Source organism: Sphingobium cyanobacteriorum (assembly GCF_030580935.1).
In the GTDB taxonomy this organism is placed as follows: Bacteria; Pseudomonadota; Alphaproteobacteria; order Sphingomonadales; family Sphingomonadaceae; genus Sphingobium; species Sphingobium cyanobacteriorum.
This window is the reverse complement of sequence record NZ_JAUQOM010000007.1, coordinates 36,389-62,068: the sequence shown is the minus strand read 5'-3', so window position 1 is coordinate 62,068 and position 25,680 is coordinate 36,389. Positions and strand designations below refer to the sequence as shown.

General features: G+C 62.5%; 25 protein-coding genes. 5 read left to right on the top strand and 20 right to left on the bottom strand.

Annotated features, from left to right (window positions below; translation table 11 throughout):
* Window positions 1–4 precede the first annotated feature (4 nt).
* On the bottom strand, window positions 5–442 hold the full coding sequence (gene rpiB / locus Q4610_RS13975; protein WP_304536574.1) for a ribose 5-phosphate isomerase B: 438 nt from the start codon (window positions 440–442) through the stop codon (window positions 5–7).
* Between the two features lie 103 nt (window positions 443–545).
* Between rpiB and Q4610_RS13970 the strand changes: the two genes are divergently transcribed.
* The 3 genes from Q4610_RS13970 to Q4610_RS13960 all read left to right on the top strand — a co-directional run bounded on the left by Q4610_RS13970 (window position 546) and on the right by Q4610_RS13960 (window position 2,707).
* A complete protein-coding gene (locus Q4610_RS13970) occupies window positions 546–740 on the top strand; it encodes a hypothetical protein (RefSeq protein WP_304536573.1) in 195 nt (64 codons plus the stop codon).
* A 231-nt stretch (window positions 741–971) separates the two neighbouring features.
* Window positions 972–1,625, top strand: a complete 654-nt coding sequence (locus Q4610_RS13965) for a TetR/AcrR family transcriptional regulator C-terminal domain-containing protein (protein ID WP_304536572.1) — start codon at window positions 972–974, stop codon at window positions 1,623–1,625.
* A 56-nt stretch (window positions 1,626–1,681) separates the two neighbouring features.
* Window positions 1,682–2,707: an aromatic ring-hydroxylating oxygenase subunit alpha gene (locus tag Q4610_RS13960; protein WP_304536571.1), complete on the top strand. Its 1,026-nt coding sequence runs from the start codon at window positions 1,682–1,684 to the stop codon at window positions 2,705–2,707.
* 269 nt (window positions 2,708–2,976) lie between these two features.
* On the opposite strand, the gene Q4610_RS13955 is transcribed toward Q4610_RS13960, so the two are convergent.
* The 10 genes from Q4610_RS13955 to Q4610_RS13910 are packed head-to-tail and all read right to left on the bottom strand — an operon-like array spanning window position 2,977 to window position 11,830.
* Window positions 2,977–3,471, bottom strand: coding sequence for a winged helix-turn-helix transcriptional regulator (locus tag Q4610_RS13955; RefSeq protein ID WP_304536570.1), 495 nt, complete (start codon window positions 3,469–3,471; stop codon window positions 2,977–2,979).
* 10 nt (window positions 3,472–3,481) lie between these two features.
* Window positions 3,482–4,633, bottom strand: coding sequence for an alpha/beta hydrolase (locus Q4610_RS13950; protein ID WP_304536569.1), 1,152 nt, complete (start codon window positions 4,631–4,633; stop codon window positions 3,482–3,484).
* Window positions 4,634–4,645: 12 nt separating this feature from the next.
* On the bottom strand, window positions 4,646–5,896 hold the full coding sequence (locus Q4610_RS13945; protein WP_304536568.1) for a cytochrome P450: 1,251 nt from the start codon (window positions 5,894–5,896) through the stop codon (window positions 4,646–4,648).
* On the bottom strand, window positions 5,893–6,189 hold the full coding sequence (locus tag Q4610_RS13940) for an antibiotic biosynthesis monooxygenase family protein (RefSeq protein ID WP_304536567.1): 297 nt from the start codon (window positions 6,187–6,189) through the stop codon (window positions 5,893–5,895). The genes Q4610_RS13945 and Q4610_RS13940 overlap by 4 nt, the downstream gene beginning before the upstream one ends.
* Before the next feature lie 10 nt (window positions 6,190–6,199).
* The gene (locus Q4610_RS13935; RefSeq protein ID WP_304536566.1) at window positions 6,200–7,315 is read right to left on the bottom strand and encodes an FAD-dependent monooxygenase; all 1,116 of its coding nucleotides are present in this window, start codon (window positions 7,313–7,315) and stop codon (window positions 6,200–6,202) included.
* Complete coding sequence (locus tag Q4610_RS13930) at window positions 7,312–8,283, bottom strand: fumarylacetoacetate hydrolase family protein (protein WP_304536565.1); 972 nt, start codon at window positions 8,281–8,283, stop codon at window positions 7,312–7,314. The genes Q4610_RS13935 and Q4610_RS13930 overlap by 4 nt, the downstream gene beginning before the upstream one ends.
* On the bottom strand, window positions 8,280–9,326 hold the full coding sequence (locus tag Q4610_RS13925) for an aromatic ring-hydroxylating oxygenase subunit alpha (RefSeq protein WP_304536564.1): 1,047 nt from the start codon (window positions 9,324–9,326) through the stop codon (window positions 8,280–8,282). Before Q4610_RS13925 ends, Q4610_RS13930 begins: the two co-directional genes overlap by 4 nt.
* Window positions 9,327–9,336: 10 nt before the next feature.
* A complete protein-coding gene (locus Q4610_RS13920) occupies window positions 9,337–10,317 on the bottom strand; it encodes an NAD-dependent epimerase/dehydratase family protein (protein ID WP_304536726.1) in 981 nt (326 codons plus the stop codon).
* Between the two features lie 5 nt (window positions 10,318–10,322).
* Complete coding sequence (locus tag Q4610_RS13915) at window positions 10,323–10,805, bottom strand: cupin domain-containing protein (protein ID WP_304536563.1); 483 nt, start codon at window positions 10,803–10,805, stop codon at window positions 10,323–10,325.
* Window positions 10,727–11,830 carry a VOC family protein gene (locus Q4610_RS13910; protein ID WP_304536562.1) on the bottom strand — a complete coding sequence of 368 codons (1,104 nt, stop codon included), beginning with the start codon at window positions 11,828–11,830 and terminating at the stop codon, window positions 10,727–10,729. The genes Q4610_RS13915 and Q4610_RS13910 overlap by 79 nt, the downstream gene beginning before the upstream one ends.
* Before the next feature lie 30 nt (window positions 11,831–11,860).
* Between Q4610_RS13910 and Q4610_RS13905 the strand changes: the two genes are divergently transcribed.
* On the top strand, window positions 11,861–12,175 hold the full coding sequence (locus Q4610_RS13905) for a hypothetical protein (RefSeq protein WP_304536561.1): 315 nt from the start codon (window positions 11,861–11,863) through the stop codon (window positions 12,173–12,175).
* A 95-nt stretch (window positions 12,176–12,270) separates the two neighbouring features.
* Window positions 12,271–13,305 (top strand): LacI family DNA-binding transcriptional regulator, encoded by a 1,035-nt coding sequence (locus Q4610_RS13900; RefSeq protein WP_304536560.1) that lies wholly within the window; start codon window positions 12,271–12,273, stop codon window positions 13,303–13,305.
* Between the two features lie 7 nt (window positions 13,306–13,312).
* Here the strand turns inward: Q4610_RS13900 and Q4610_RS13895 are convergent, their stop codons facing one another.
* The 9 genes from Q4610_RS13895 to Q4610_RS13855 form a co-directional block, all read right to left on the bottom strand.
* Window positions 13,313–14,347: a zinc-binding dehydrogenase gene (locus Q4610_RS13895; protein WP_304536559.1), complete on the bottom strand. Its 1,035-nt coding sequence runs from the start codon at window positions 14,345–14,347 to the stop codon at window positions 13,313–13,315.
* Between the two features lie 17 nt (window positions 14,348–14,364).
* Window positions 14,365–16,671, bottom strand: coding sequence for a TonB-dependent receptor (locus tag Q4610_RS13890; protein ID WP_304536558.1), 2,307 nt, complete (start codon window positions 16,669–16,671; stop codon window positions 14,365–14,367).
* Between the two features lie 657 nt (window positions 16,672–17,328).
* Window positions 17,329–17,460 carry a hypothetical protein gene (locus Q4610_RS13885; protein ID WP_304536557.1) on the bottom strand — a complete coding sequence of 44 codons (132 nt, stop codon included), beginning with the start codon at window positions 17,458–17,460 and terminating at the stop codon, window positions 17,329–17,331.
* A gap of 47 nt (window positions 17,461–17,507) precedes the next feature.
* Entirely contained in the window at window positions 17,508–18,914 is a 1,407-nt protein-coding gene (gene otsA, locus Q4610_RS13880) for an alpha,alpha-trehalose-phosphate synthase (UDP-forming) (RefSeq protein ID WP_304536556.1), read from the bottom strand.
* Complete coding sequence (locus tag Q4610_RS13875; RefSeq protein WP_304536725.1) at window positions 18,911–20,680, bottom strand: glycoside hydrolase family 15 protein; 1,770 nt, start codon at window positions 20,678–20,680, stop codon at window positions 18,911–18,913. Before Q4610_RS13875 ends, otsA begins: the two co-directional genes overlap by 4 nt.
* 99 nt (window positions 20,681–20,779) lie before the next feature.
* Window positions 20,780–21,538, bottom strand: coding sequence for a trehalose-phosphatase (gene otsB / locus Q4610_RS13870; protein ID WP_304536555.1), 759 nt, complete (start codon window positions 21,536–21,538; stop codon window positions 20,780–20,782).
* A gap of 188 nt (window positions 21,539–21,726) precedes the next feature.
* Window positions 21,727–22,929, bottom strand: a complete 1,203-nt coding sequence (locus Q4610_RS13865; RefSeq protein ID WP_304536554.1) for a type III PLP-dependent enzyme — start codon at window positions 22,927–22,929, stop codon at window positions 21,727–21,729.
* Window positions 22,930–23,076: 147 nt separating this feature from the next.
* A complete protein-coding gene (locus Q4610_RS13860; protein ID WP_304536553.1) occupies window positions 23,077–24,264 on the bottom strand; it encodes a carboxynorspermidine decarboxylase in 1,188 nt (395 codons plus the stop codon).
* A 108-nt stretch (window positions 24,265–24,372) separates the two neighbouring features.
* Window positions 24,373–25,578: a saccharopine dehydrogenase family protein gene (locus Q4610_RS13855; protein ID WP_304536552.1), complete on the bottom strand. Its 1,206-nt coding sequence runs from the start codon at window positions 25,576–25,578 to the stop codon at window positions 24,373–24,375.
* Window positions 25,579–25,680 lie beyond the last annotated feature (102 nt).

Genomic DNA, 25,680 nt, shown 5'->3' with positions numbered 1-25,680 from the left:
CCTTTCAGAGCGCGGGCTGGGAGAGTTTGTCGACGCGGCCGCTATGGCGGCCACCGCCGAATTCGGTCGTGAGGAAAGCGGTGACGCAGGCCTTGGCCATGTCGATGCCGGTCAGGCGCGCCCCCATGGCCAGGACATTGGCGTCATTATGTTCGCGCGACAAGGCGGCCGACAGCGGTTCACCGACCAGCGCGGCGCGGCAGGCGGGGTTGCGGTTGACCGCGATCGAAATGCCGATGCCGGAACCGCATAGCGCGATGCCACGTTCCGCCGCGCCCGAAGCCACCGCTGTCGCGAGCTTGTAACCATAATCGGGATAATCCACCCGATCGGCGGTCGCCGGGCCGAGATCGTCGACATCATGGCCTTCATCGCGCAGCCATTGCGCAAGGTCCGCCTTCAGATCGACGGCGGCATGATCGGAAGCGATGGCGATTTTCACGGGCAGCGTCCCTTCACCGGCAGGGTGATTCGTTCATGCGCGCCTCATAGGGGGAGAGGGCGGCAATTGCCACAGTCCAGCTTGCCGCCTATGGCCTGCTCCCATGGCTGGTACGATTTTATCCATTTTAATGCTCGCAGGGGTGCTGCTCACCGGGGGCGGCATCTATGCGATCGTCCAGAAGGGCGACCGCAAGCGCGGCGCGCTGATGATCGTGGCGGGGCTGGTGATGTTCGCCAATGTCGCCATCGGCGCGATTCCAGGACCCGATATCCCGGTGCTGGAGCGCCAGCCGTGATTTCCAGGCGGCGCGGGCGGTCAAGGCTCCTGCAAGCCCGATGGTGATCCCGGTGATACCCGTTCCCGCCCAGTCGAAGCCGCAAGCGAAAATCAAGCGATGAGCCATCCGGGCCGAGGCGGTCATCGCTTCACATCGCTGCCGAAAAATCGCTGTCCCATCACGCGATGCTTTACGTTGCGGTTCCCCATTGGCACGGGAGGCGTAGCGCAGGCAGCCCGGAGACCATAGGTGGCACCATCATTTCGCGATCAGACAGCCAAGCAGCAAGCGGCGGCGGCGCGGTGCGCCGCGATGGTGAGCCATGCGCGCGTGCTGATCGGCGCCGTCGGCGTGGAGCGTTTCAGCGTCAACGAGGTGTTGCGCCTGTCGGGGGGATCGAAAGCCACGCTGGTCAAATATTTCGGTGGGCGTGACGGATTGATTTCGGCCGCGATCGGTGAGGAAGCGCGCGCGGCCATGGCGTCCCTGCGGCTGGGCGATGGCGATGCGGTGAAGCTGCCGCTCGCTGAGGGGCTGCACCTTCTGCTTGGCGGCGTGTTGCGATTCTACATGATGCCGGCGTCGCTCGCGCTCTATCGTGCGGTCATTTCCATGGGTGTCCGGGAGCAGGGAACGGCGAAGGCCTTTTACGATCACGGGCACAGGGTTCTGGTCGACGCCATCGCGGATTTTTTGCGGACCTATGCGACCCACCGGGAAGGGCCGGAAACCGACCTTACCGACATTGCCGACCAGATGGTGCACGTGATCCGTGCGGGATTGCATGAGCGCGCCGTGCTTGGGCTGTGGCCGGAGGCCGCAGACGATCAGGCGATTGAAGAGCGGGTCCGGCGTTCGCTGGCGTTGCTGCTGCCGGGCGTGGAGGTCGCGTTACGGGATTGACGCCGCGCCCCCATTTTAATATGTACCAGTGGTACACATCAAAATGGAGAGCGGTGATGAGTTGGTTGCGCAACGCCTGGTACATGGCGGCATGGGCTGATGAAATCGGCGATGCCGGCCTTTCCCGCAAAATTCTCGACAAGCCGGTGTTCCTGTTTCGCAAGCAGGACGGTTCCTTGGCCGCGCTGCTCGATCGCTGTCCGCATCGCTTTGCGCCGCTGTCGATCGGCGATCGTGACGGCGATAATGTCGTGTGCGGATATCATGGCCTTGCCTTCTCGCCCGAAGGGCGGTGCGTCCATAACCCCTTCGCCGCGCGCATCCCGGCCGGATCGGATATTCCCGCCTTCGCGGTGGAAGAGCGGGACGGCATCCTGTGGCTGTGGGGCGGCGATCGCGAGAGCGCCAATGTCGAATTGATCCCCGATTTCTCCTTCATACCCGATACGCCCTACAGCCGCACTGTGCATGGTTACACGCTGATGAAGGCGAATTACGAATATGGCACGGACAACCTGCTGGATCTGTCGCACATCGAATTCGTCCACAGGGGGACGTTCGCCGGGCGCGGCGTGATCTTTGCGGGAGAACATAGCCTGCGCGTCGATGGCGACACATTGCATTCGAACTGGTGGATGCCCGACATTCCGACCCCGCATGTGGCGCAGGGGGTGTTCCCGCCCGAAGCGCGCGTCGATCACTGGCTTGAAATGCGCTGGAACGCGCCGGCGGCGATGCGGCTTCATGTCGGTGTGACCCCGCACGGGGCCGGGCGCGAAGCGGGCTTTGAAGTGCCGCAAGCACACATCCTGACCCCTGCCGATGAGCATAGCACGCATTATTTCTGGTCATCGACGCGGATGAACGATCTCGACAACCCGGAAGTGGACGCCATGCTGATGGCCCTGTTCGGGGAAGCCTTCGACCTTGAGGACAAGCCGATGATCGAGGCCGCCTATGCCAATGTGCGCGGCAAGGATTTCTGGCAGGAAAAGCCCGTTTCCCTGGGGATCGACCAGGGCGGGGCGCGCGCCCGGCGCATGCTTGAGGCGATGCGCGCGCGGGAGGCGGCATCGCAATAGGGGCAGGGATGTTGCGGGAGGGGGCGTTCAAGGTGGCGTTCGCAGCGTTTGCGAGGTTGATCCTGTATCTGGTTTCACAGGACGGCTTGCGGGCGGCGGCGGAATGTCACCTTGAGGGCCAGTCTCTCCAGCCCGACGGCCGGATCGGGATCTGAGTGAACGGCTGCCTGGCTATGCAGTCTGGAAAAGCAGGAGCAGCCGGTGCGCAGCGGAAGCTGGCCGACCGAGGCGCGCAGATGCGGCCCTTTCCCGAATATGCGATGCTGTCATCACCCGTCTGCCCTGCCTGCCTGGCCCCAGTCGGAGTCGCCCAGGCCGGTGAAGGCCGAATGAAAGGCCGTGGCAGACAGGATCGGATGAGGCCCCGCGACGATCCAGTCGATGAAGGTGCGGACCTGCGCCGTGTAACCGAGGCCAAAGGGCGTGAGTGCATAATCGACCTGCACAGATTTCCCGGCGCGAACGGTGCGACGGATCAGCCCTTCGGCTTCCATTTCGCGCAAGCGCAGGGTCAGCATCCGTCTGGAAATGGCCTTTTCTTCGGGCGGCACCAGGCGATTGATGACCTTCTGCAAATTTGCGTAGCGGAAATTGTCCTTTTCCAGCACCAGCAGGATCAGCACGCTCCACCGATCCCCCAGATGATTCATCAGGCGCCGGACAGGATCGTTGCGGCGACTGCCATGCCTGGCCATCTGTTCGGCCAGCGTGCCGATGCCATCGGCAGCCATGCCGCTATATATGGGCCGGGTGGAAAGGATCACGCACGGGGCATCACGCCATTTCGGCGAAGGTTTCGGCGCACCAGTCCGCGATATAGTCACGCATGCCGGTGCCATTGTCGGCGCCGCAATGTTCGACTTCGAAATCCTTCTTTGTGAACAGCCGCAGACTGCGCTTGGAGGAGTTGACGGCCTGATCATAACTGAGCTGGGCATTATAGGCAGGGATCTGGCGGTCATTTTCGCCATGGGTGATCAGAAACGGCACCCGGATCTTTTCGACCTGCCCGTCGAGCGTGATCTGGTCGGCATAATCCAGAAAGGCGTCGCGATCGTCGAAGCCGAACACCCACATCACATGGTCCCAATAATGGGGCACGGGATTTTCCCCTTCATTGGCGACGCGCTCCCGCTGCCGCCGGCCCCACACATGATTGGCGCCCATTACCGCGCACAACGCATAGCGCGGGTCGTTGGCGGCGATGCGCGGTGCATGATAGCCCCCAAATGACAGGCCAAAAATCCCGATCCTGGTCGGAATGACGTCCGGCCGGGTGGTCAGATAGTCGAAGGCGGGCGAGCCCCATCGTTCGGCATCGTAGACGGCGGTCAGGCCGCGTTTGCGTAACGCCTCGCCAGTGCCCGGCTGGTCAACGAACAGCGTGTTGATGCCGCGTTCGAGATTGGCGGCGCCATGGCCGCCCATATTGACCTGCTCCTTCATGGAATCCAGCCCGTTGACCGAAACGAGCGTCGGTCGCGGCGTGCCGGACCCGTCATGCACGAAAATGCCGGGATAGGCGCTGTCTCCATACGGAATTTCGACGAAATCGACATGCAGCCCGCGTAGCGCGACGCCTTTGGCATAGAGCTCCAGGCCCCGGTCATAGGCGGCCCAGCGCGGCGCATAGTCGCGGCTCTGCATGCGTTCGGCCGCCAGATAATAGCCGGACGCGCGCAGATATTTGGTGCCCGCCGACAAGGTTCGACCCGCGGCCTCATCCGCCGCGGCGTTGGCCGCCACCTGATCGGCGACGCGCAGCCAGCTATCGAACATGAGCGCGCTGCCCTCATCCGCGCCCTTGCGGGCCGCCTCCATGATCGGACGGTTCGCTTCGTCGATCTCGCCATGATTGCCGCCACAGACCAGCGCAAGATTGGTCGCCAGATTCCAGACATAGTTTCCGGGGAATGGTTCGAACATGATGCTCTTTCTTCAGGCGGGAACGAAGGCGATCGGCAGGGCGCCGATCGCACGCAGCGTGTTGTTCAGGCGATATTCTATCGGGCCTGTCGCGCGAATTTCGGCCACATGCGCCAGCAGGGCGCCGGTCATCGCCTCCATCTCCATGCGGGCGACCATCTGGCCCAGGCATTGATGAATGCCGAAGCCGAAGCCGACATGGCCGCTGGCATTGCGCCCGATGTCGAAGCGTTCGGGCTGATCCCAGTGTCGCGGATCGCGATTGGCGGCGGCCAGGAACAGCAGAACCTTGGCGCCTTCGGGAATGACGTTGCCTTCGACCTCCACCGCTTGCGATGTGGTGCGGAAGAATGTCTGGATCGTGCCCCCCCAGCGCAGGGATTCCTCGATCGCCTTCCTGAGCAGCGCCCGGTCGCCACGCAGGCGCTGATATTCGCCAGGGAACTGCGCGAAGCCGTGCAGCAGCGTGGCGATGCCGTTGACCGTGGTGTCGACCCCGGCCGTCAGGAAGGAGCGGACCAGACGTTCCGCCTCGTCATGCGTGCAAAGACCATCATCAGCCGCCTGATAGACCTGCATGCCCCAGCCGCCGGGTTTCAGATTTTCGCGCTTGCAGCTTTCGGCAACCCACAGGGTCGCGCCTTCGGCCGCCTTCATCGCCTCGGCCAGCAGGGCGTTGCGGGGGCCGAAGGCATTGAAGGCGACGGTCGCATAAGGGATGAGGTTGTCACGCCCTTCGTCCCGCAACCCGATCAGGTCGGGAAAGACGGAGAGGGGGAAGCCCTCGGCAACCGCGGGAATGGCGTCGAACGGCTGGCCATCGGCATAGGCCGAAACGAGCGACATCGCCTTTTCCTGCCATTGCGGCATCAGTTTTCGCAAGGCGGCGAGCGACGCGACCCGGTTCATCAGGCCACGGGTGCGATCATGGATCGGCGGGTCGGTCTCCAGCAGGAGCGAGGGCGGCCGCCAGGGCGTTTCCCTGGCAAAGTCGCTGAGGCCCACGCCACGACCCGACCCGTAAATCTGCCAGTTCTTCAACGCCGCCTGCACATGGTCAAAGCGCGCCATGGCATAGCAGCCGATGGCGGGAAGCCAGACCACCGGGCCAGCATCGCGCAGGGCGGCATGGGCGGGAAAAGGGTTTTCCAGCACCTGCGGCGAGAAGGGATCGAGCGCCAGTCGCGGCATCGACGGATCGGGTTCGACCGTCATCGCTACGTTGTCGGTGGGCGGCGTGGATATATGGATGGGGCAATTCATGCTGGCATGACCTGTTCCAGATGCTCGATTTGTGGCGGCAGGAGAAAGAATGGGCTGGCCAAGGCGCGCCATGCCTGGAATCCGTCGGAATTGCGGAAGCCAATCATATGGTCATCCACGCTGTCCCACCCTATGAGCAGCCGATAGCGGCCCGGATATTCAATGGAGCGGGTCAGGGCGAAGCTGCGAAAGCCTTTGGCCGCGCGGAAATGAGGCTCGGCGGATTGCACCGCAGCCTCGAACGCGCTGCGCTGTGCCGGATCAATCTCGATCTGTGCTATCTCTGTGATCATGCCATTGCCCTCACATCGGCTGGGCGAGGATCGCCACGCTTTCGGCCATGATGCGGGCTACTTCGGCGTCGTGGCCGCCTTCGATTTCCAGCGCGCTGATCCGCAGGCTGTTTTCGAGCGTGACGCGACACCGTTCCCATCGCCTTTGCTCCCATGCGGTCCAGGCCCGCTCGATGTCGGATTCCGTGGCCAGAATTTCGGCGAGCAGCACGCCATCCTCAACCGCCAGCCCGGCACCGGACGCCAGATGCGGCGTGGTGGCATGAATGGCGTCGCCGATCAGGCCGATCCGGCCGACATGCCAGGGCAGCGGCAGCAACAGGGCTTCGAGCGGCCGGTAATTGACCTCGGACTGAGGCCCAAGCCCTTCGCGGATGGTCGCGATGCTTCCCCCAAAGGGCGCCAATATGTCCCTGACGCGATCCAGCCATTCGGATTGCGGAATGAACGGGTTGCCCGGCATTGCCAGCGTGCAGAAAAGATAGAGCGAGTCTGCCGAGCAGGGGTTGACCCCGACTTTGTAGCCTGGCCCGAAATATATCTGGGCGCCCTGGACCGAGGCGGGGCGGGGCGCCAGCACGCGCCAGCACCCCTGACCGACAAAGGCCGGAGCGGGCGCGTCCGGCAGGATCAGGCGACGGGTGGCGGATTGGTAGCCGTCCGCGCCGATCACTGCGTCATATCGACCGCTGCTGCCATCGCTGAAGTCGACGCGCACCTGTGCGCCGTCATCCTCCATCGCCGACACGGTCACGCCCAGCCTGATGTCAGCGCCCAGCATCTTGACGCGATCCGACAAGATATGATGCAGCACCGGACGCAATATCCCGCCAGCCGGCGGAATATCCGCTTCCAGTGTAGGGGTGGGCATCGTGCGGATCAGCGTGCCGTCGGCTTGATGAAAATGCACGGCGTCCGACATGAAGCCCTGCGAACGGACGGCATCCAATATGCCAAGCTGCTTGAAGGCGCGCAGCGTCGGGCCGCTGATGGTGATACCCGCGCCCACAACCTTCCATTCGGGATCGGCGTCGATCAGGGTGACTGCCATGCCCTTCTGCCGCAGGCCGATGGCGGCCGACATGCCGCCAATGCCACCACCCACGACCAATATATGCCTGCTCATGCCTGGATTACCTTTTGTTCGATCGTGCCAAACAGGATGTCCCCGTCGTCGCCCTGCACGCGCATCCGCACGGTGTCGCCAAAGCGCATGAACGGCGTGCGGGCCGTGCCCTCGTCGAGCATCTCGATACCGCGCCGTTCCGCGATGCAGGACGATCCCACCTCCCGATAATTGCTGTTCGACACCGTGCCCGACCCGATGATGGTGCCCGCGCACAGCGCGCGCGTGTGGGCGGCATGGGCGATCAGTTCGGGGAAGGAGGAGGACATGGGATAGCCGCTGGCCCTGCCAAAGCATTCGCCGTTCCAGTCCACTTCCAATATGCGGTCGATGCGCCCGTCGCGCCAGGCGGTTCCCAGTTCGTCGGGGGACAGGGCGGCGGGCGCGATGCTGCACGGTGGCTTGGCCTGAATCCAGCCAAAGCCGGTTTTCATTTCGATTGCCCCCAGACGGCGCAACGACCAGTCGTTGATCTGCACCAGCAGGCAGATATGGGCGGCCGCATCCTCGACACTGACGCCCATCGGCACATCGTCCACGATGACCCCGAATTCGCCTTCGAAATCGATGCCATCCTCTTCGGACCGAAAGGCGACATCCTCCTGCGGCGCGATGAAGCGATGGGACAGGCCCTGATACATCAGCGGTGGCTGGGTCGGCACGGGCGGCATGTCGAAAACCTGCGCCATCAATTCCCCATGACAGTCGAAGGCGGAAGCATCGAGCCACTGCCATGCGCGCGGCAGCGGGGCCAGCAACCGGGCGGGATCGAGCGGAGCGCCGGAAATGTCGCCCCTATCGAGCTGCTCCGACAGTCGCCGCAGGGCGGGCGCCGTCACAGCCCAGTCGTCCAGCGCCGCCTGCAATGTGGGCGCGATGGCAGTGGCGACGACATAGCGCGCCAGATTGCGGGTCGCCACCGCCAGCGTGCCGTCACGGCCGCCGTCTCGTAACGTTACCAGTTTCATGCAGGTTGCTCCACACTGTCTCCCCGCTCGGCGGCCAGCAACTGATCCATGCGCCGGCGCACCCGCACGGCGGCCACATCGCTGGGCAGCAATACAGGACCAAGATCCCAGAAATCGGCGCTGCCAATACGGGTCTGCTGCGCGGCCAGCATCGGCGAATCCTCACCGGCGAAGGCGCCAAGCAATATTTCGCGGATCTGCGGCACCATTTCAGGCTGGGCGCTGACCAGATTGCTGGTGTGACAGAAGAAATAATGGGTCCGGGTGGCGCTCATCGGCGTCATTACATGGGCGGTCACGCTGTCCCCGACGATCTGCTCTGGCTGGTCGGCCGGTCCGAAAATCATCGTCTGGACCATCGCGCCGGGCGCCGACCATTCCACATCGTTGCGGAAAAAGGCCGGCTGGCCCGGACGGGGCATGACAGCGTCCTGGACCGGCGGCAGAACATGATCGTCCGCGCTCCAGCGCACGGTGATGGAGCGTTCGCCGACTTCGACCTTCGTTTTGGCGATCGTGTTGATGCCATTGCCCAGCGTGGTCGCATGCAGATAGTCCGCATGGCTGAGGTCCATGATATTTTCGACCATCAGCATGTAATGGGCTTCGTTTTCAAGATGCCCTTCGACCCGCGCGGCCGGTCCGGCGCGATCGATGAAGTGCATATCGGGGATCAGCGCCGGGTCCGCAGCCTCCCTGTCGCCCAGCCAGACCCAGACGGCCGCATGCCGCAGCACCGCAGGGAAAGTCGGCACCTGCAATGCCGACACGATGGGACCATGGGGATTGGACACGCATTTGCCATCGGCGCCGAAGGCCAGTCCGTGATAGCCGCACACGACATGATCGGTCTTTACCTGCCCGCAGGACAGCGGGGCGAACCGATGCGGACAGCGATCGAGCAGGGCGGACACGCCATCGTCCGTCCGCAGGAACAGCAAGGGGACATCCGCGATGGTGCGCGCCAGGCTGCCGTCCCCTAGTTCGGTTTCCCAGGCCGACAAATACCAGATATTCTTGAGGAATTGCGCGTTGTTATTCATGTTTCTGACCTTAAATCGCAGCAGCGGCGGTGGTGCGCGCCAGGGGCGGTGAATCCAGCAATGCCCGCTCGATCAAGCGATCAATGCTACCGTCATGAACGAAGCCCAGTGCATCGCCCAATGGTGTCGACAAGGGGGGATGGGCCGCAAACTGCGCTTCGATCGCCGGGTCGGGCTGATAGGTGATGCGGGTCGGGCTGGCGGGAAAGCGACGCCGCAGGCCCGCCACCAGATCGCCCATGCACACGCATTGTGCCGGCAATGTCAGCGCCCGCCGCCGGCCCAGCCGTGACGGCGGGAGCGTCGCGGCGTGCAGCAGCGCATCGATGCAGGCGGGAACCGAGATCAGCCAACTGGTCCCATGCTCGGAAACCGGCAGGCTGACAGGCCGCCCGGCGGCAAAATCATGAAACAGGGTGTTGAGGAACGCCGACTTCAGCCGGCTGTCGGCGTCCTTGCGCGCAACAATGCCCGGCAGGCGAATGGCAATGCCGTCGATCCAGCCGCGGGCGGACTGCTGCTCCATGGCAATTTCGGCCATGCGTTTGTGCGCGCCATAGACCATGGTGGGCGACGGCATGCTGTCATCGTCGATATACGCGGGCAGCGGCGGACCGAATACCGCGATGGAGCTTGCCAGCACGATGCGCGGCGGGGTGTCGGGTGATCGCAGACGATCGAAGAGATCGAGCGTGGCGTCGAGATTGATGCGACGCGATAGAACGGGCTCCGTCTCTGCGGCGCCGCCCAGGACGCCTGCAAGATGAAACAATATGTCCACCCTGTCCTGGCACAACCGGGCGAGATGGGCGGGATCAGCCAGGTTGCCCGCGACCATATGCACCCGTCCATCCGCCGCGATATCGGGGGCGTCCATCCTCAGGTCGGTCAGCGTGATACGATGATCGGCGAAACGGGCGTCCGTTACCAATCGCGCGGCCAGCGCCCTGCCGATGAAGCCGTTCGCACCCGTCACCATGATATGCGGCATGGCGGTCACGGATGGATTTCTTCCAGTTGCCGGCCGTTGACGACGATCGGTGCGGCCTCGATCAGGACGAAGGCGATGCGACAGACCTGCGTATCGGACGGGTTGCGCCACAGATGGTTGGTGCCGCGCTGAACGACGATGTCGCCCGCGTGCAGGCTGACGACTTCGCCGCCATCCAGCTCCAGCTCCAGCACGCCGCTCAGGACGACGCCATAGTCGATCGAGAAGCTGCGATGCATCGGCGAAACGCCGCCAGGCAGCATATCGACGATGCGGATGACCGATCCGCCCTTCAGCGTCAGCCCCGCTTCGCTGATGCCGTCGGTGCCGCTGTTCAGGTCCACCGGCACGGACGGCGTGGTCCAGACCAACTGGAAATCGGCGATATCGGGGGCGACGGGCTGCGGGGTCAGCGTGTCGATGCTGCGCACCACCGAGATGCCCTGGGCATCATGATCGGTGACGATCCGCCGGAAGGGTTGTGCCATGATGTGTCTTTTCCAAATGGGTCAGGAAGCGGTTTGCGGAAGGGGTCGAAACTTGCGCCGTCGGGATCGAACGTCATGTCCCACGGAATGTCGTTGCCGGCGAAGATGGGCGGGGTGCGATTGGCCCAGAGCAGCGATCCGAACTTGAAGTCCCAGGCGCGCGGAACCCAGTTGTCATCCAGATAATCGGTATCGGCATGATATTCGGCTTCGCCACCGGCAGGGCAGTCGACATAATAATAAAGCGCCGAGGAAATACGGTGCCGCGAGATGCCGCCGGAACTGTTCATGCTGCTGTTCTGCCAGCCGCGCCTTTCCATGATGTTGGCGCCCAGCATGATCTCGTCGATATCGTCCAGGCCGAACGCGATGTGCATGAAGCCGTGCCCGTCCGGCGCGAAGGGCAGGTCGCCATTCACCCAGAAGATCGAATGATGTTCATAGGTGCCGTCCGCACGGGCGAAGATGCCGACGCCCTTGGAATGATCGGAATAGCGGAAATCCAGGAAGTCCCGGTAAAATTCGAACGAGCGGACATAATCGCTTGAAAAGAACACGACATGGTTGATCGTCTTTGGGATCGCCTTGTGCCGCCACTGGCGATGGCGGTTGAGCCGGACGATATGGCCCGGCGCATTGACCGGATCGGGCGCGGAAACCACCGCTTTCTTGTTCCACAGGCGCAGGCCCAGATATTGCCCGTCGGGCGCCTGAAAGAAGGCGGAGCCATCCGCGTCGCGCGTAACCTCCACCCGCTTCTGCAATCTTTCGACCAGACGGTCGAGGGCATCTGCCGTGTCGACGCCCCAGACGGTCAGCCTGACGCCATTGCCTTCGAAATTGCGTGGCGGCAGCCTTGTGTCGCTATCCTTCATCAGGATGATGCGCGATCCGCTCGCAACATCGAATATACTGTCACCTTCGGTCAGTCGCACCGGGTTAAGACCGAAATCTTTCCAGAATTTCGTGCAATTGGGTAGATTATCTACGCCGTAGATGACACTTTCCACTCCCAATATCGACATGTCTCATTCCTTATTGCAGCTTGACCGGGCATGTTCCCCGCGATCAAAAATGACCAAGCGCTGCTGCTGATCTTCATCATTTACCAAAGGTTGCGTATGCAAAGTGCTACCTTCAAAACTTCCGAGCAGGACAGGCCCGCACAGCGACGCTACACAGATGCTCCCGTGCAGAAAGAGGCTGTATCAAATGGAAACCTGCCTTGCTTGCCAGGCCACCCGATCCTTGCGCTTATGGCCGGATATGAGGGATACAGCGCCAGCAGACATTCAGCATTTTGCCTGCCATTCACATCGGCACCATCCGATGCAAGCCTGTGCGTAGGGTTAGCCACCATCCTGCCCTAATGTCCAAATTGTGCTTACAAAACCACCATGCGCGCTTTTGAAAGCGTATGCAAGAAATCTCTTGCCATCATTTGAAAAACTGTGAAAAGGACAGAATGTCGAAAGCCCCAGCAGAAATGGATGTCGCGCGATCCGGGATTGCGACCGCGCATGATGTCGCAAAGGTCGCCGGCGTTTCCCAGTCCGCGGTGTCGCGCGCCTTTACGCCCGGAGCCAGCATTTCGGAACGGACGCGCAAGCGTGTGCTGGCTGCCGCGGAAAAGCTGGGCTACCGGCCGAACCAGATCGCCAGATCGCTGATCAGCGGTCGTTCGCGTCTGATCGGTATCGGGGTAGGGAATCTTCGGAACCCGTTCTTCAGCGAAAGCCTGGAAGCGCTATCGGTCGCGCTGGACCGGGCGGGATATCGATCGCTCATTTTCCCTGCGATCGAGAGGCCGGAAGTCGGTTCCTCCCTATATGACATTCTCAACTACCGCCTCGATGCGGTCGTGCTGATTTCGACCGCATTGTCGCAAGCCTTTTCCGAGGCTTGCGCCCTGGCGCAGGTGCCGATCATCACGTTCAACCGGCAATCCACCGATCCTAACATATCCAGCGTCGTCGGCGAAAATTATGTCGGCGCACGTTGTCTTGCCGCCCATCTGATTGCCGGACGGCATGATCGTTATGCCTTCATTGCAGGCGGCGCAGAATCCTCCACCAGCCAGGAACGCGAGGCTGGTTTTGCCGATTACATGGCAGAGCGCGGGTTGCCGCCGCCCATGCGCGAAGAGTCGCGCTTTACATTCGAAGGCGCCGCGGCCGCGACCCGGCGCCTGCTCATGTCGGCTTCTCCGCCGGACGCCATTTGCTGCGTCAATGACTATACCGCTCTGGCGGCGCTCAACGTCGCGCGCGAGGAATTTGGCATGGTTGTAGGGCGTGATATCTCGATCACCGGCTATGACGATGTGCCTATGGCCGGCTGGCCCATCTTCGCATTGACCACCTACAGGCAGAGCTGTGACGACATGGTCGACAATGTCGTGCGGATGATCGATGAACTCAAGCAAGGGCAGGGGGCTGCCAGCAAGATCGTGCTGGGCGGGGAACTGGTCGTTCGAGGGTCGACACGTACCGCGCGATAATCGCCCTTCAACACTTCCAGTCGATCACGGTACCCAATTTGTCTGGCCCCACCAGCGCCGCAAATTGCTGCGCTGCGTCCTCAGGCGCCACTCTGTCAGTAACAAGTGGTGCTATGCTGAGGCGCTGGAGCGACAGAAGGCGCAGAAAAAGGCGCATGTCGCTTCGGCTGCTGTGCAGGTCTGCGGGGGCCTCACCCGGCACTATGCGCAGGGGCCACTCAGTAGGCGGGGTGGTTTCGATGCTCGTGACATCCCAGGGGCGGGCGTTGAAATAGGAACCGACGATTTTCAGCCCTTCGATCCAGGCGCGTCCGAAAATATTCACCCCATGTCCGGCAAGCGACATTGAACCTGGCACGATCGTTCCGCCCCGCCGTGTCAAATCAATGGCGTGTTCGATCGTGTCGGGCCGCCCCGTCAGTTCGATCGTAGCCGCTGGCCCCTTGCCCGGCAAAGCCGCGACAGCCGTGTGTAGCCGCTCCTTGTCGGCGATCGCGTGGAAGACGGCGTCGGCCCCCAGATGTCGCGACAGTTCAAGGCGTTGCGGATCGATGTCGACGCTGAATATAGGGGCGGCGCCCGCGATCCTGGCGACCTGGACGGCGACCAGGCCGATCAGCCCCTGTCCCAGCAGCAGCACTGGATCGCCCAGGCCGATCCCCGACAAGCGGATGGCGTGAATCGCCATGGCCGCGATGTTGAAGAAGCTCGCCTGCGCACCGTCCAGTTCCTCGTCGATCTTCACGGCAAAATGGGCATGGCACAGCGCCATCGCCTGATGCGGTGCGCTGGCGATCACCCGATCCCCGATCGCGAATTCGCGCACCAGTGCGCCGGTCCTGACGACCCGCCCCACCAGGCTGTAGCCGGGCAGGAAGGGCGTGAAGGGCGGGGCCTGAAAGAAGGAGCGTTCGGTGCCGGAACTGATGAGCGAGCATTCCGCTTCGATCACCAGGTCCATCTCCCCCGGCTCAGGCGTCGGCAGCATGGCGATTTCCGCGTGTTCGACACCGGAGAAAACGAGTGCGCGGTGGGTCGTCATGCTGCCTTTGCCTGCGATCAGAAGTTGAACCGGGCGCGAACGCCATATGTCCGGGGCGGACGGACCGATGCGAACACGAGGCCGCCGGGATCGGCCAGGGGATTGGCCGGCGAAATGAAGGGCGATCTGAATGCCTGTGTCAGCACCGCTTCATTCGTGACGTTGTGGACATAGCCCGTGACCGTCCATTTGCCACCGGGCGCTGCATAGGTGAGGTCGAGATTGCCGAGAAAATAGCTGTCCTGCCGCGCGTTGGCGAGGAAGTCGATCGACAGCCAGGAACTGGACGTAAACTGACCGCCGATGCTGGCTTCCACCGTCGCGCCATTGGCCAGATCGAACGTATGGGCATAGCTGGCCGTGCCGGTCCACTCCGGCGCGCGTACAAGCTGGAAGCCCGAACAGTCTATGGTTTGCGACCCGTTGGTGACTGGCCCTGTCGCGCATCCGGTTGCCGGCGGTCCGAAAATGGCGGTCGGGTGCGAATAGGTGAAGCTGTCATAGGCGCTCTTGTTATATTGCGCCTTCAGCGTGACACGATCCGCCGGCGTCGCCAGCCAGGTCAGGTCGACATCGGCGCCATAGCTGTGCGCGCGTCCCGCATTCTCGGTGATGAAGGTGAAGAAGCCGGGCACCGACGTCGGGCCGAGATGGGCTTCCTGATGGTCGCGGTAGCGCCAGTAGAAAGCCTCGATATTCAACTGCACCTTGTTGCCGAACAGGCGGTTCTTGATCCCGACATCGAACGAGGTCAGCTTTTCCGGGCGGAACGTGTTGGGCGATGGCGCGGCGAAGAAGCCGCCGGATTTGAAGCCGGTGCTGACATTGGCATAGGCCAGCGACTGGGGCGCGACATCAAATTCGACGCCGGCCTTGTAGGTCCAGCTCTTGTAGGCCAGTCGGCCATTCAGAGGAATGTCGATCCGGCAGAACAGTGGCACCTGCACCGTGTTGAAATCGAACTGGAACGACGGCGCGCATCCGCCGGTCGTCGCGTCGGGGAATGTATAGCTGCTGGTCAGGCCGTTCTGGCTCTTGCGCTCATAGGTGTAACGCAACCCGCCGGTGAGGCGAACGGTGTCGGTCAGGCTGAACGTCGCCTGGCCAAAGCCGGCGTAACTGCGGATGCCCGCATTGAAGGTGGGGATGATCTGGGCGTTGACGCCCTGCCGGACGATCTGCAACGGGTTGCTGCCCAGATTATCCTGCTTCTCATCGAAATAGTAGAAGCCCAATACCCATTTCAGCCGCTCGCTATCATTGCCCAGGCGGGCTTCGAAGCTGGCCTGCCGATCGCGTTCCTGATCGTTGACCTGGAAACCGGGGATATAGGTCCGGTCGCGCAGCTTGCTCCAGCGATAAGCGGGCAGCAGCGTAAGCGTGGCTGGCCCCAGATCCCAGTTGGCCTCGGCCGAAAGGCTGTACACGCTGATGTCGACGAAACCGTCCTTTTCCGGCGCGGTGAGCAACCCGCCGATGAAGGGTTCCGCCGCGACAATGGCGCGAACAGCCGGATCGCTGGCGCCGCGAAACTTGCTGCCGGGCAGTTGCGGGTTGACGACAGCGCCACCACCCATGCCGCCGATATGCTGATAAGCGCCAGTGACGAGGAGGGAGAAATCGGCGCTGGGTTCGAACAGGAGATGCAGTCGCGCCGCTTCCGACCGATCATCATCATAACCATCGGACAGATAGCCGTCGCGCGTCGTGATCTGGCCGGACGCCCGCAGCGCGATCGTGTCGCCCAGGGGCAGGTTGATGCCGGCGGCGGATCGCAGCAGGTCGTAATTGCCCGCCTCCATCTCAACGAAGGCGCTGCGTTCGTTCAGCTTTGGCTTGACGGTGATCAGGTTGATCGCGCCGCCCGATGCGTTGCGGCCGTACAATGTGCCCTGCGGCCCCTTCAGCACCTCGAGACGTTCCAGGTCGAACATCGATCCGCGCACGCCCCAGCCGCGCGAAATATAGACCCCGTCGAGATTATAGGCGACGGCGCCTTCGGCATAGGTGTTGGCGGCATAGTTGCCGACGCCGCGAATATAGGTTTGCGGATAGGAGCCGCCGGTCGCAACCGACACGCCGACCGCGACGCTGCTGATATCTTCGGGACGGGACAGGCGCGCTTTCGCCAGTTCTGCGCCGCCGATGGCCTGGATCGACAAGGCCGAACGCTGGACATTTTCGGCTCTGCGGGAGGCTGTGACGACGATTTCGGGGATGCCCGCCGATGCATCCGCCGGCTGTTCGCCGCTATCTGTCTGCGCGAAGGCATGCGCCGAGCAGGCTATCGCGCTGATCGACGACAATAATGCAAAAAATTTCATTCATCCCTCCCGTCGGCCTCATTTGGAGGCGCTATTCCGTGTTCGAAGGGTGGATACACCAGAAACGCCAATTAGGGAATACGTATTCAAAATTTTCTCATCCCAATCGAGATTTGAAATTTGTCATTTAATATCAATATATTGTCATGGTTTTTTGCTAAAAATGGTCTTGCTTGCTGCACTGCAACTTGCGTATTTTATCCCTATCCGGGGAAAATTGTGCATGCGCTATCAAAATGGCTTTGGCAGGCAATGTTTCCGGTCGATCTTTCGAAGATCCCGTGTTGTCCGACAGGATTTAAGGAATAACCTTTTGTTTGATATGGTATTTTCAGTCATCAGCCTTGGGCGGGTCGGGCAGGGCCGTTTTGCCATGCCTTGCAGACGGCTTCGCGGGCTGTGAAGGATGTGGGGCACCATTGCGGCCGGATTGCGCAGGGCGCGGGGCGGCACTCCTTCTGCCGGACTGCATTGGCAATGCGACGAACGTGAACGGCAGTCCGCTCGATCGCAAAGGACAGGCGGAGCCTGCCTGCGGCCATGGAAGCCGTCCCATAGTGCATCTTTCCGGCATGGCGCCGACGATGTTCCATCCCATGCCGGGCATAGAGCGCGATGACGGAGCGGGCAAACCGCATGTCATCCGACTTTCAACAGCTAGAGCACGTCGCCGAACATGAACCAGATCATCGCGATCCAGCCGGCAAGGCCGATCACGCCCAATATCACGCCGGATCGGGCGCGGATGGCGGGCCACAAGCCGCGCGGTTCTTCATCATCGATGGGCATATCGCCCTTCTAGCGGGGAACATATTCCTGCTCAAGCGGATGCGCGTTCAGCCCGCTATCTCTTCTTCCCGGACTGGCGGATCGGGGCGCTCCACCGCCATCAGTCGCCCGGTGAAACATTGCCGCCACCAGCGAATATCCTGTTGTTCGACACTGTCCATCATCGCGCGCCAGCGCCGCTTGCGTTCGTCCAGCGGCATGGCGATCGCCCGGTTGATCGCATCCGACATTTCCTCCGGGCTATAGGGGTTGATCAGCAGCGCGTCCTTGAGCTGCATCGCCGCGCCGGCAAAGCGGGACAGGATCAGGACACCCGGATCTTCCGGGTCCTGCGCGGCGACATATTCCTTTGCGACCAGGTTCATGCCGTCGCGCAGCGGCGTCACCAGCCCGATCTTCGCGCCGCGATAGATGCCCGCCAGCTTGTCGCGCGGATAGCCCTGGTTGACGTAGCGGATCGGGGTCCAGTCGACATCGCTATATTCACCGTTGATCCGCCCGGCGAGGGAATCCAGCGTCGCGCGGATCTGCTGATAACTTTCCACTTCCCCGCGCGAAGGGGGCGCGATCTGGGTCAGCACCACCTTGCGATGAAATTCGGGATGATCCTTCAGGAACCGGGCATAGCCGCCAAACCGCTCCTCCAGCCCCTTGCTGTAATCGAGCCGGTCGACGCCGACGATCATCGTGCGATCCTGCAACGATGCGCGGACCAGCGCGCTCATTTCATTGGCCGCCTCGCTGGTCGCCGCTTCGGCAAATTCCTGCGCATTGATGCCGATCGGGCAGGCGACGGCCTGGATCGTGCGGTCGCCGACGGTCACGAAGTCGCCGTTCACCGTGCCGCCCATTTCCCGTTCGACATAATGGCGGAAGGATTCCAGCCATTCTTCGGTATGGAATCCGATCACGTCATAGGCGAACAACGTGCTGACCAGTTTGGAGTGATGCGGCAGCGACACCAGCAGGCGTGTGGGCGGCCAGGGGATGTGCAGGAAAAAGCCCATGCGGTTCTGCAACCCCTTGTCGCGCAACATCTGGCCCAGCGGGATCATGTGGTAATCATGGACCCAGATCACGTCCTCCGGCTCGATCAGGGGGCTGGTCGTGTCGGCGAAGCGGCGGTTGACGCGATTATAGCCGCCCTCGAAATCGCGGGCATATTCGGCCAGGTCGATGCGGAAATGGAAGAGCGGCCACAGCGTCTTGTTGGCATAGCCGTTATAATATTCGTCGACATCCTGTTCCTGAAGATCGATCGTCGCGGTCTTGACCCCGTCATCCTCCGAAAAGCCGATATGGCCGGTGAAATTGTCGGTCACTTCGCCCGACCAGCCGACCCAGATGCCCCGGCTTTCGCGCAACGCCTGGGCCAAGGCGACCGCCAGCCCGCCCTGGTTGCCGGACTTGTTGGGGCGACTGACCCGGTTGGAAATGACTATCAGGCGGCTCATCGCATCACGCTCCACGGTTTGCTCAGCAAGACGGCGCAGTTGATGATGCCGACCAATGAGTAGGTCTGGGGATAATTCCCCCACAATTCCCCGGTCGCGGGGTCGATATCTTCCGATAACAGGCCGGCCGCAGTGCGGCGGGACAGCATCTCCTCAAACAGGTTGCGCGCTTCCTCCGTGCGTCCGGTGCGGTGCAGGGCTTCGATCAGCCAGAAGGTGCAGACGTTGAAAGCCGTCACCGGCTCGCCGAAATCGTCGGGCGCGCTGTAGCGCAGCATGTCGTTGCCGCGCCGCAGGTCGGTTTCCAATGCAGCCAGCGTGCCGATGAACATCGGGTCGTCTGCGTTCAGAAAGCGCAGGTCGAGCAGTTGCAGCAGCGATGCGTCGCGCGCGTCATCCTCGAAATTGGCGGAGATTGCCTGGCTGTCGGTACGCCATGCCGCCTCCAGAATATGGGCCTTCATCGTGTCCGCGCGATTCTGCCAATGGGCGGCCCGCAGCGGCAGGTCGATCGCGGCGGCGGCATGGGCCAGCCGGTCGCACGCCGCCCAGCACATCACCGCGCTGTAGCTGTGGACATGGGCGCGGGTGCGCAATTCCCACAGGCCGGCATCGGGCTGGTCATAGACCTGCCAGGCACGCTCGCCGACGGCCTCCAGCGCCTCGAAATCGGCATGGCCCGCCATGCGCAGCAGGCGCTGGTCGATGAAGCCCTGCACCGACGACAGCACGATCTGGCCATAGGCGTCATGCTGGATCTGGTCATAGGCGGCGTTGCCGACCCGCACCGGACCCATGCCGCGATAGCCGGGCAGGCTGTCCGCCTCCCATTCGGTCAGAGTGGCATTGCCGCGCACGTCATAGAGCGGCTGGATATGACCGCCCTTCGCGCCATCCACGATATTGCGCAGATAGACGAGATAGGTTTCCAGCACGTCGAGCGCGCCCAGCCGGTTCAGCGCCTCGACCGTATAATAAGCGTCGCGCACCCAGCAGTAGCGATAGTCCCAGTTCCGGCCGCTATCGGCATGTTCGGGAATGGAGGTGGTCAGCGCCGCGACGATCGCGCCGGTTTCCTCATGCTGGCAGAGTTTGAGCGTGATGGCGGAGCGGATCACCGCCTCCTGCCATTCGGCCGGGATGGCGAGGCCCCGGACCCATAGCTGCCATTCATTCATGGTGTCATCCAGCATCCGCTCGATCGCCGGACGCAGCGCATCGGAAAAGCCCTCGTCCGGCCCCAGGAAGAAATGCATGTCCTGTTCCAGCCGGAACCAGCTTTCCTGCGCGATCAGGCCGATCGGCGCATTGGTCGACAAGCGCATCGCCATGTAGGACAGGACCATGCGGATATGGTTGGAGCCATAGCTGATCGGCACATGGTCCGCATTCCAGCTTGTCGTCGGGCGCAGCCTGACGCGCACGCGCGGGCTGCCCGCCACCGGCCGGACGATGCGGATGAAGGCAACCGGCCGGTACATGCGGCCCTTATGCCTGTGACGGGGGCAGAAATCGTAGGTTTCGATCGCATTGCCCTGCCCATCGCTCTGGCGCGTGACAAGGATGGGCGTGTTGCGGATATAATGTTGATCAACCGCGACGACATTTTCCAGCTCGATCGTCCAGAAACCGCGCGCCTGATCGTCGTCCCAATCCCTGTCATCCAGCAGCGCGGAAAATACGGGATCGCCATCGACACGGGGGACGCAGGCCCAGATCATGCGGCCCGCACGGTCGATCAATGCCGAAGCCTGACAATTGCCGATGGGCCAGAGGTCGAGCGTTCGCTCGTTCCTGCCAATATGGGTGTCGCTGCTATTGCTGATCGGTCTGCCCTTTCGCTCTCACGGCAAGGGCTGCCGGCCTTAACCAGCAACCCCTTCGGCAAGATAATGCCTGACGGCAGCAACCTGTTCCAAAGAGAAAGTCGCCAGCGTCGGTCGCGGCGCGCCCACCAATATGCCCGCGCCGCCCAGTTCGGTGGCGGCGGCGAAGCCTTCTTCGTCGGTCACATCGTCGCCGATGAATATGGGAACGCCGCCCGCCATCGGCGGACATTGCATCAGGGCGTGCAGGGCGCTGCCCTTGTCGGCGCCGCCCGGACGCAGTTCGTACAGCATCTTGCCGTGCTGAACGGCAAGATCGTGCTTTTCGGCGAGGGTCCGGGCCAGTGCCCCGGCCTGATCCGCCCAGGTCGGGCCACCCCGGAAATGCAGGCCGACGCTGATCGTCTTGCGTTCGACCAGCAGGCCGGGCTTGTCGTCGGCAAAGGCGTGGAAGGCGGCCTCCACCGCATCGATTGCAGGCAGGCGGGGCGGGGCGTCAACCGGCGCGCCGGGGCGGGCGAACTCCAGTCCATGGGTGCCGGCCAGCAGGAAATCGCCAAACCCCAGCGCGCGCAGGGTGGCAATGGAACGACCGCTGACGATCGCCAGCCGTCCATCCAGCCGGTCGCGCAGCCGGGCCAGCAGAGCAAGCAGATCGTCATCAACCGCCACATCATCGGGTGTAGGGGCAATCGGCGCCAGGGTTCCGTCGAAGTCGAGGAACAGCGCCGCGCCGGTCAACAAGGTGATCGGTGGCGGAAGGAGGGCGAGAGCAGGGGGGGGAGCGGATTTGGACACGGGCGCAAGGTGGCGTCCCTGCCCGAAACCGCAACCCCCGATATGGCTTCGCCCAACAATTTTCGAGCATCGTGCAAAAAAGCGGGAGCCGCTTTTCCGTCAGAAATGGTACGGAAAAAACTGGAGCGCGCGGCCTGCATCCGATTCAATGCCGCGCGCTCCAGGGCTTTCCCGAAAGGGGGGCTGGCTTATTTGCCCAGTTTGATGACGTTGGCGCGGCGGCGGACGGGTGCGACTTCGGTGTAGAGGCTGGCCATCGGCTCATCCCCGACCTCGATCGTGGCTTGCGACGTGAAGCCGTTGAAGCCGGTCCGCATCGCCGCGCCATAGGCGCCGAGCATCCCGATTTCGATATAGTCGCCCACGGTCACGTCCGCGGGGAGCATGAACGGGCCGACCATATGGTCCATGTCGTCGCAGGTCGGACCATAGAAGGAGAAGGCGGTCAGTTCCTCCTCGCTCTGATCCTCGCGCAGCAGGGCGACAGGGAAGCGCCAGCCGATATGCGCCGCATCGAACAGCGCGCCATAGGCGCCGTCGGTGATGTAGAGTTCGGTGCCGCGACGACGCTCCACCCGCACGATGATCGAGCTATATTCCGCCGACAGCGCGCGGCCGGGTTCGCACCACAGTTCCGACGAATAGCTGACCGGCAGGCTTTCGAAGCCGCGATGGATCGCTTCGAAATAATTTTCGAGCGCGACCGGCTCCATGCCCGGATAGATGGACGGGAAGCCGCCGCCTACGTCGATGATGTCGACGGTGACAGCCGCATCGACGATCGCGGCGCGGACACGTTCGATCGCGTCGCTATAGGCTTGCGGGCTCATCGCCTGGCTGCCGACATGGAAGCAGATGCCCAGCGCATCGGCGGCCTGGCGGGTGGCCATCAGCAGTTCGCGGGTCTCGCCCAGTTCCGCGCCGAATTTCGACGCGAGGGAGAGTTCGCTATGTTCGGACGACACGCGCAGACGCACGCACAGTTCCAGATCGGTCGCGCCATCGGTGGCGCGCATGATCTTTTCCAGCTCGTCCATCGTGTCGAGCGAGAAAGTGCGCACGCCATACACATGATAGGCTTCCGCTATCGCTTCCTCGGCCTTGACCGGGTGCATGAAGCAGAGCTTCACGCCATCCTCGCCCGCCAGCGTTTCGGCGACCAGCCGCACTTCGGCGATCGAAGCCACGTCGAAATGCGTGACCCCGTTGGCGAACAAGGTGCGGATCAGGTCAGGTGACGGGTTCGCCTTGACCGCATAGAGCGAGCGGCCCGGAAACTTCTCGACGAAGAAACGGGCGGCCCGCGCCGCGGCGTCGGGACGAATCAGCGTTACCGGAGCTGCCGGTTTGAGGGTGGTCGCTACCCCCAGCGCGCTAGGATGCTTGTGCAATTCAAGGGACCTCCAGTGTAGTTCAGGGCGAATAAGCTGCCTTGCGGTGGAAGTCCCATGGGGCAGCGGACGGCCGATATATGCGGAGGGGTCCCCCCTGTAAAGCGCGTGTGAAAATTTATTGCGCGGATGGCTACGAAACGTGCGTTACGAGAGACGGGTCTTGAAATCGGCGTAGGAAAAGGCGCGGATTTGCTGGAGTTTGTCGCTTTCGCTGTTCCACAGCCAGATGGCCGGGAGCGGCACGCCGTTGAAGTTATTGGTCTTTACCATCGAATAATGGGCCTGGTCGAGGAAGGCGATGCGTGCGCCCGGTTCGGCCCCGCCGGGGATTCGATAGTCGCCGATGATGTCGCCGGCGAGGCAGGACGGGCCGCCGAGTCGCGTGATCGGCCCTTCGTCCGGTTCATGCAGCATCGCGGGGCGATAGGGTGCCTCGATCACATCGGGCATGTGGCAGGTGGCGCTGATGTCGGTGATGGCGACGGCCATGCCATTGTCGATCACGTCGAGGATTTCGCCCACGAGGATGCCGGCGTCGAGCGCCATCGCTTCGCCCGGCTCGATATAGAGTTCGAGGCCGGTCTGCGCCTTGATCCGCTGGAGGAAGGCAACGAGGTCGTCAATCTGGTAGTCGGCGCGGGTAACATGATGACCGCCGCCGAAATTGAGCCATTTGAGGCCCGCGACATGCGGCATGACATAGGGTTCGATCGCCGCCCAGGTGCGGGCCAGCGGTGCGAAATCCTGTTCGCACAGATTATGGATGTGCAGGCCGTCGACGCCGTCGAGATGGTGGGGGCGTAGCTGGTCGACCGGGAAGCCCAGGCGGCTGTGCGGTTGAGACGGGTCATATTTGGGCACCTCGCCCTCCGGGTGGAGGGGGTTTAGGCGCAGGCCGATGTCGAAGTTCACACCGTTGCTGCGCGCGGTGTCGATGACGGGTTTCAGCCGCGCGATCTGGCCGGGGCTGTTGAAGATGACATGATCGGAAATTTTCAGGATTTCGGCCAGGTCATCGGGTTTGTAGGCGGCGCAATAGGTCGCGACTTCCCTGTCATTATGCGGGCCGCCATATTCTTCCCGGCCGAGGCGCGCTTCATAAATGCCCGAAGCGCAGACCCCATCGAGATATTCGGCGACCACGCCGCCGAGCGACCACATGGAAAAAGCCTTGAGCGCGCCCAGCACCTTGATCCCGGCGCGGTCACCGATGTCGCGCAGGATGGCGAGGTTGCGGCGGACCGCTACCTCGTCCACCACGAAGGCGGGCGAGGGGACGCGGTAAAGGTCGAAGCGGGCGAAAGCGGCGGGATCGCCGGCCTTGGTTTCCATAACAATGACTCCGTCACCCCAGCGAAGGCTGGGGTCTCAGGCGAGAGGGCACGGCGTGGCCGCACGAGACCCCAACCTTCGCTGGGGTGACGATCCCTGCCGGGATCGTCAGAAATCCAGCGGGGCGTCCAGTTCCTTCACCTGCCAGGGCAGGCCATGCTTGTTCAGCATATTCATGAAGGGATCAGGATCGAACTGTTCGATATTGAACACGCCTTCCCCTTTCCACGCGCCGGTCAGCATCAGCGCCGCGCCGATCATCGCGGGGACGCCGGTGGTGTAACTGACCGCCTGATTGCCGGTTTCGGCATAGGCGTCCTCATGGTCGCAGACCTGATAGACATAGACGGTCTTTTCCGTGCCGTCCTTCCGGCCGGTGGCGATGTCGCCGATATTGGTCTTGCCCTTCGTCGTGGAACCCAGGCTGGACGGTTCGGGCAGCACGGCTTTGAGGAACTGGAGCGGGATGATTTCCTTGCCTTCATACATCACCGGGTCGATCCGGGTCATGCCGACATTCTGGAGCACTTCGAGATGCTTCAAATAAGCGTCGCCAAAGGTCATCCAGAAACGGATGCGTTTGATTTCAGGGTAGAATTTGGCGAGGCTTTCCAGTTCCTCATGATACATGAGATACATGTTCTTCGGCCCGACCTGGTCGAAGTCGAACGTCTGCTTGTGGCTCAACGCCGGTCCTTCAACCCATTCGCCATTCGCCCAGTGGCGCGACGGGGCGGTCACTTCGCGGATGTTGATTTCCGGGTTGAAGTTGGTCGCGAAATGCTGGCCATGGTCGCCGCCATTGCAGTCGAGAATGTCGAGCGTGTCGATCGTGTCGAGCAGATGCTTCTTGATATAGCCGGCAAAGACGCTGGTGACGCCGGGGTCAAAGCCCGATCCCAGCAGCGCCATGATGCCCGCTTCCCGGAAGCGCTCCTGATAGGCCCATTGCCAGCTATATTCGAATTTGGGCGTGTCGCGCGGTTCGTAATTGGCGGTGTCGAGATAATCGGTCCTGGTCGCGAGGCAGGCGTCCATGATCGCCAGATCCTGATAGGGCAGGGCGAGGTTGACGACCAGCTTGGGCTGCACCTTTTCAATGAGCGCGATCGTTTCGGCGACATTGTCGGCGTCCACCTGGGCCACGTCGATCGTCACGCCGGTTCGCGCCTTCACCGATTCGGCGACCTTTTCGCAACTCACCAGGCGGCGGCTGGCGAGGGTGATATGGCTGAAAATATCGCTGTTCATCGCCATCTTGTGGACCGCGACAGACCCGACGCCGCCTGCGCCGATGACCAGAACCTTGCTCAATTCAACTGCTCCATCCCTATGGTCGCGCCCGACGCGCGAAAGCGCCCATATAGGGACGTCGCGTGACAGCGCAAAGACGCAGTATGATGGTGCGGGCCAAGG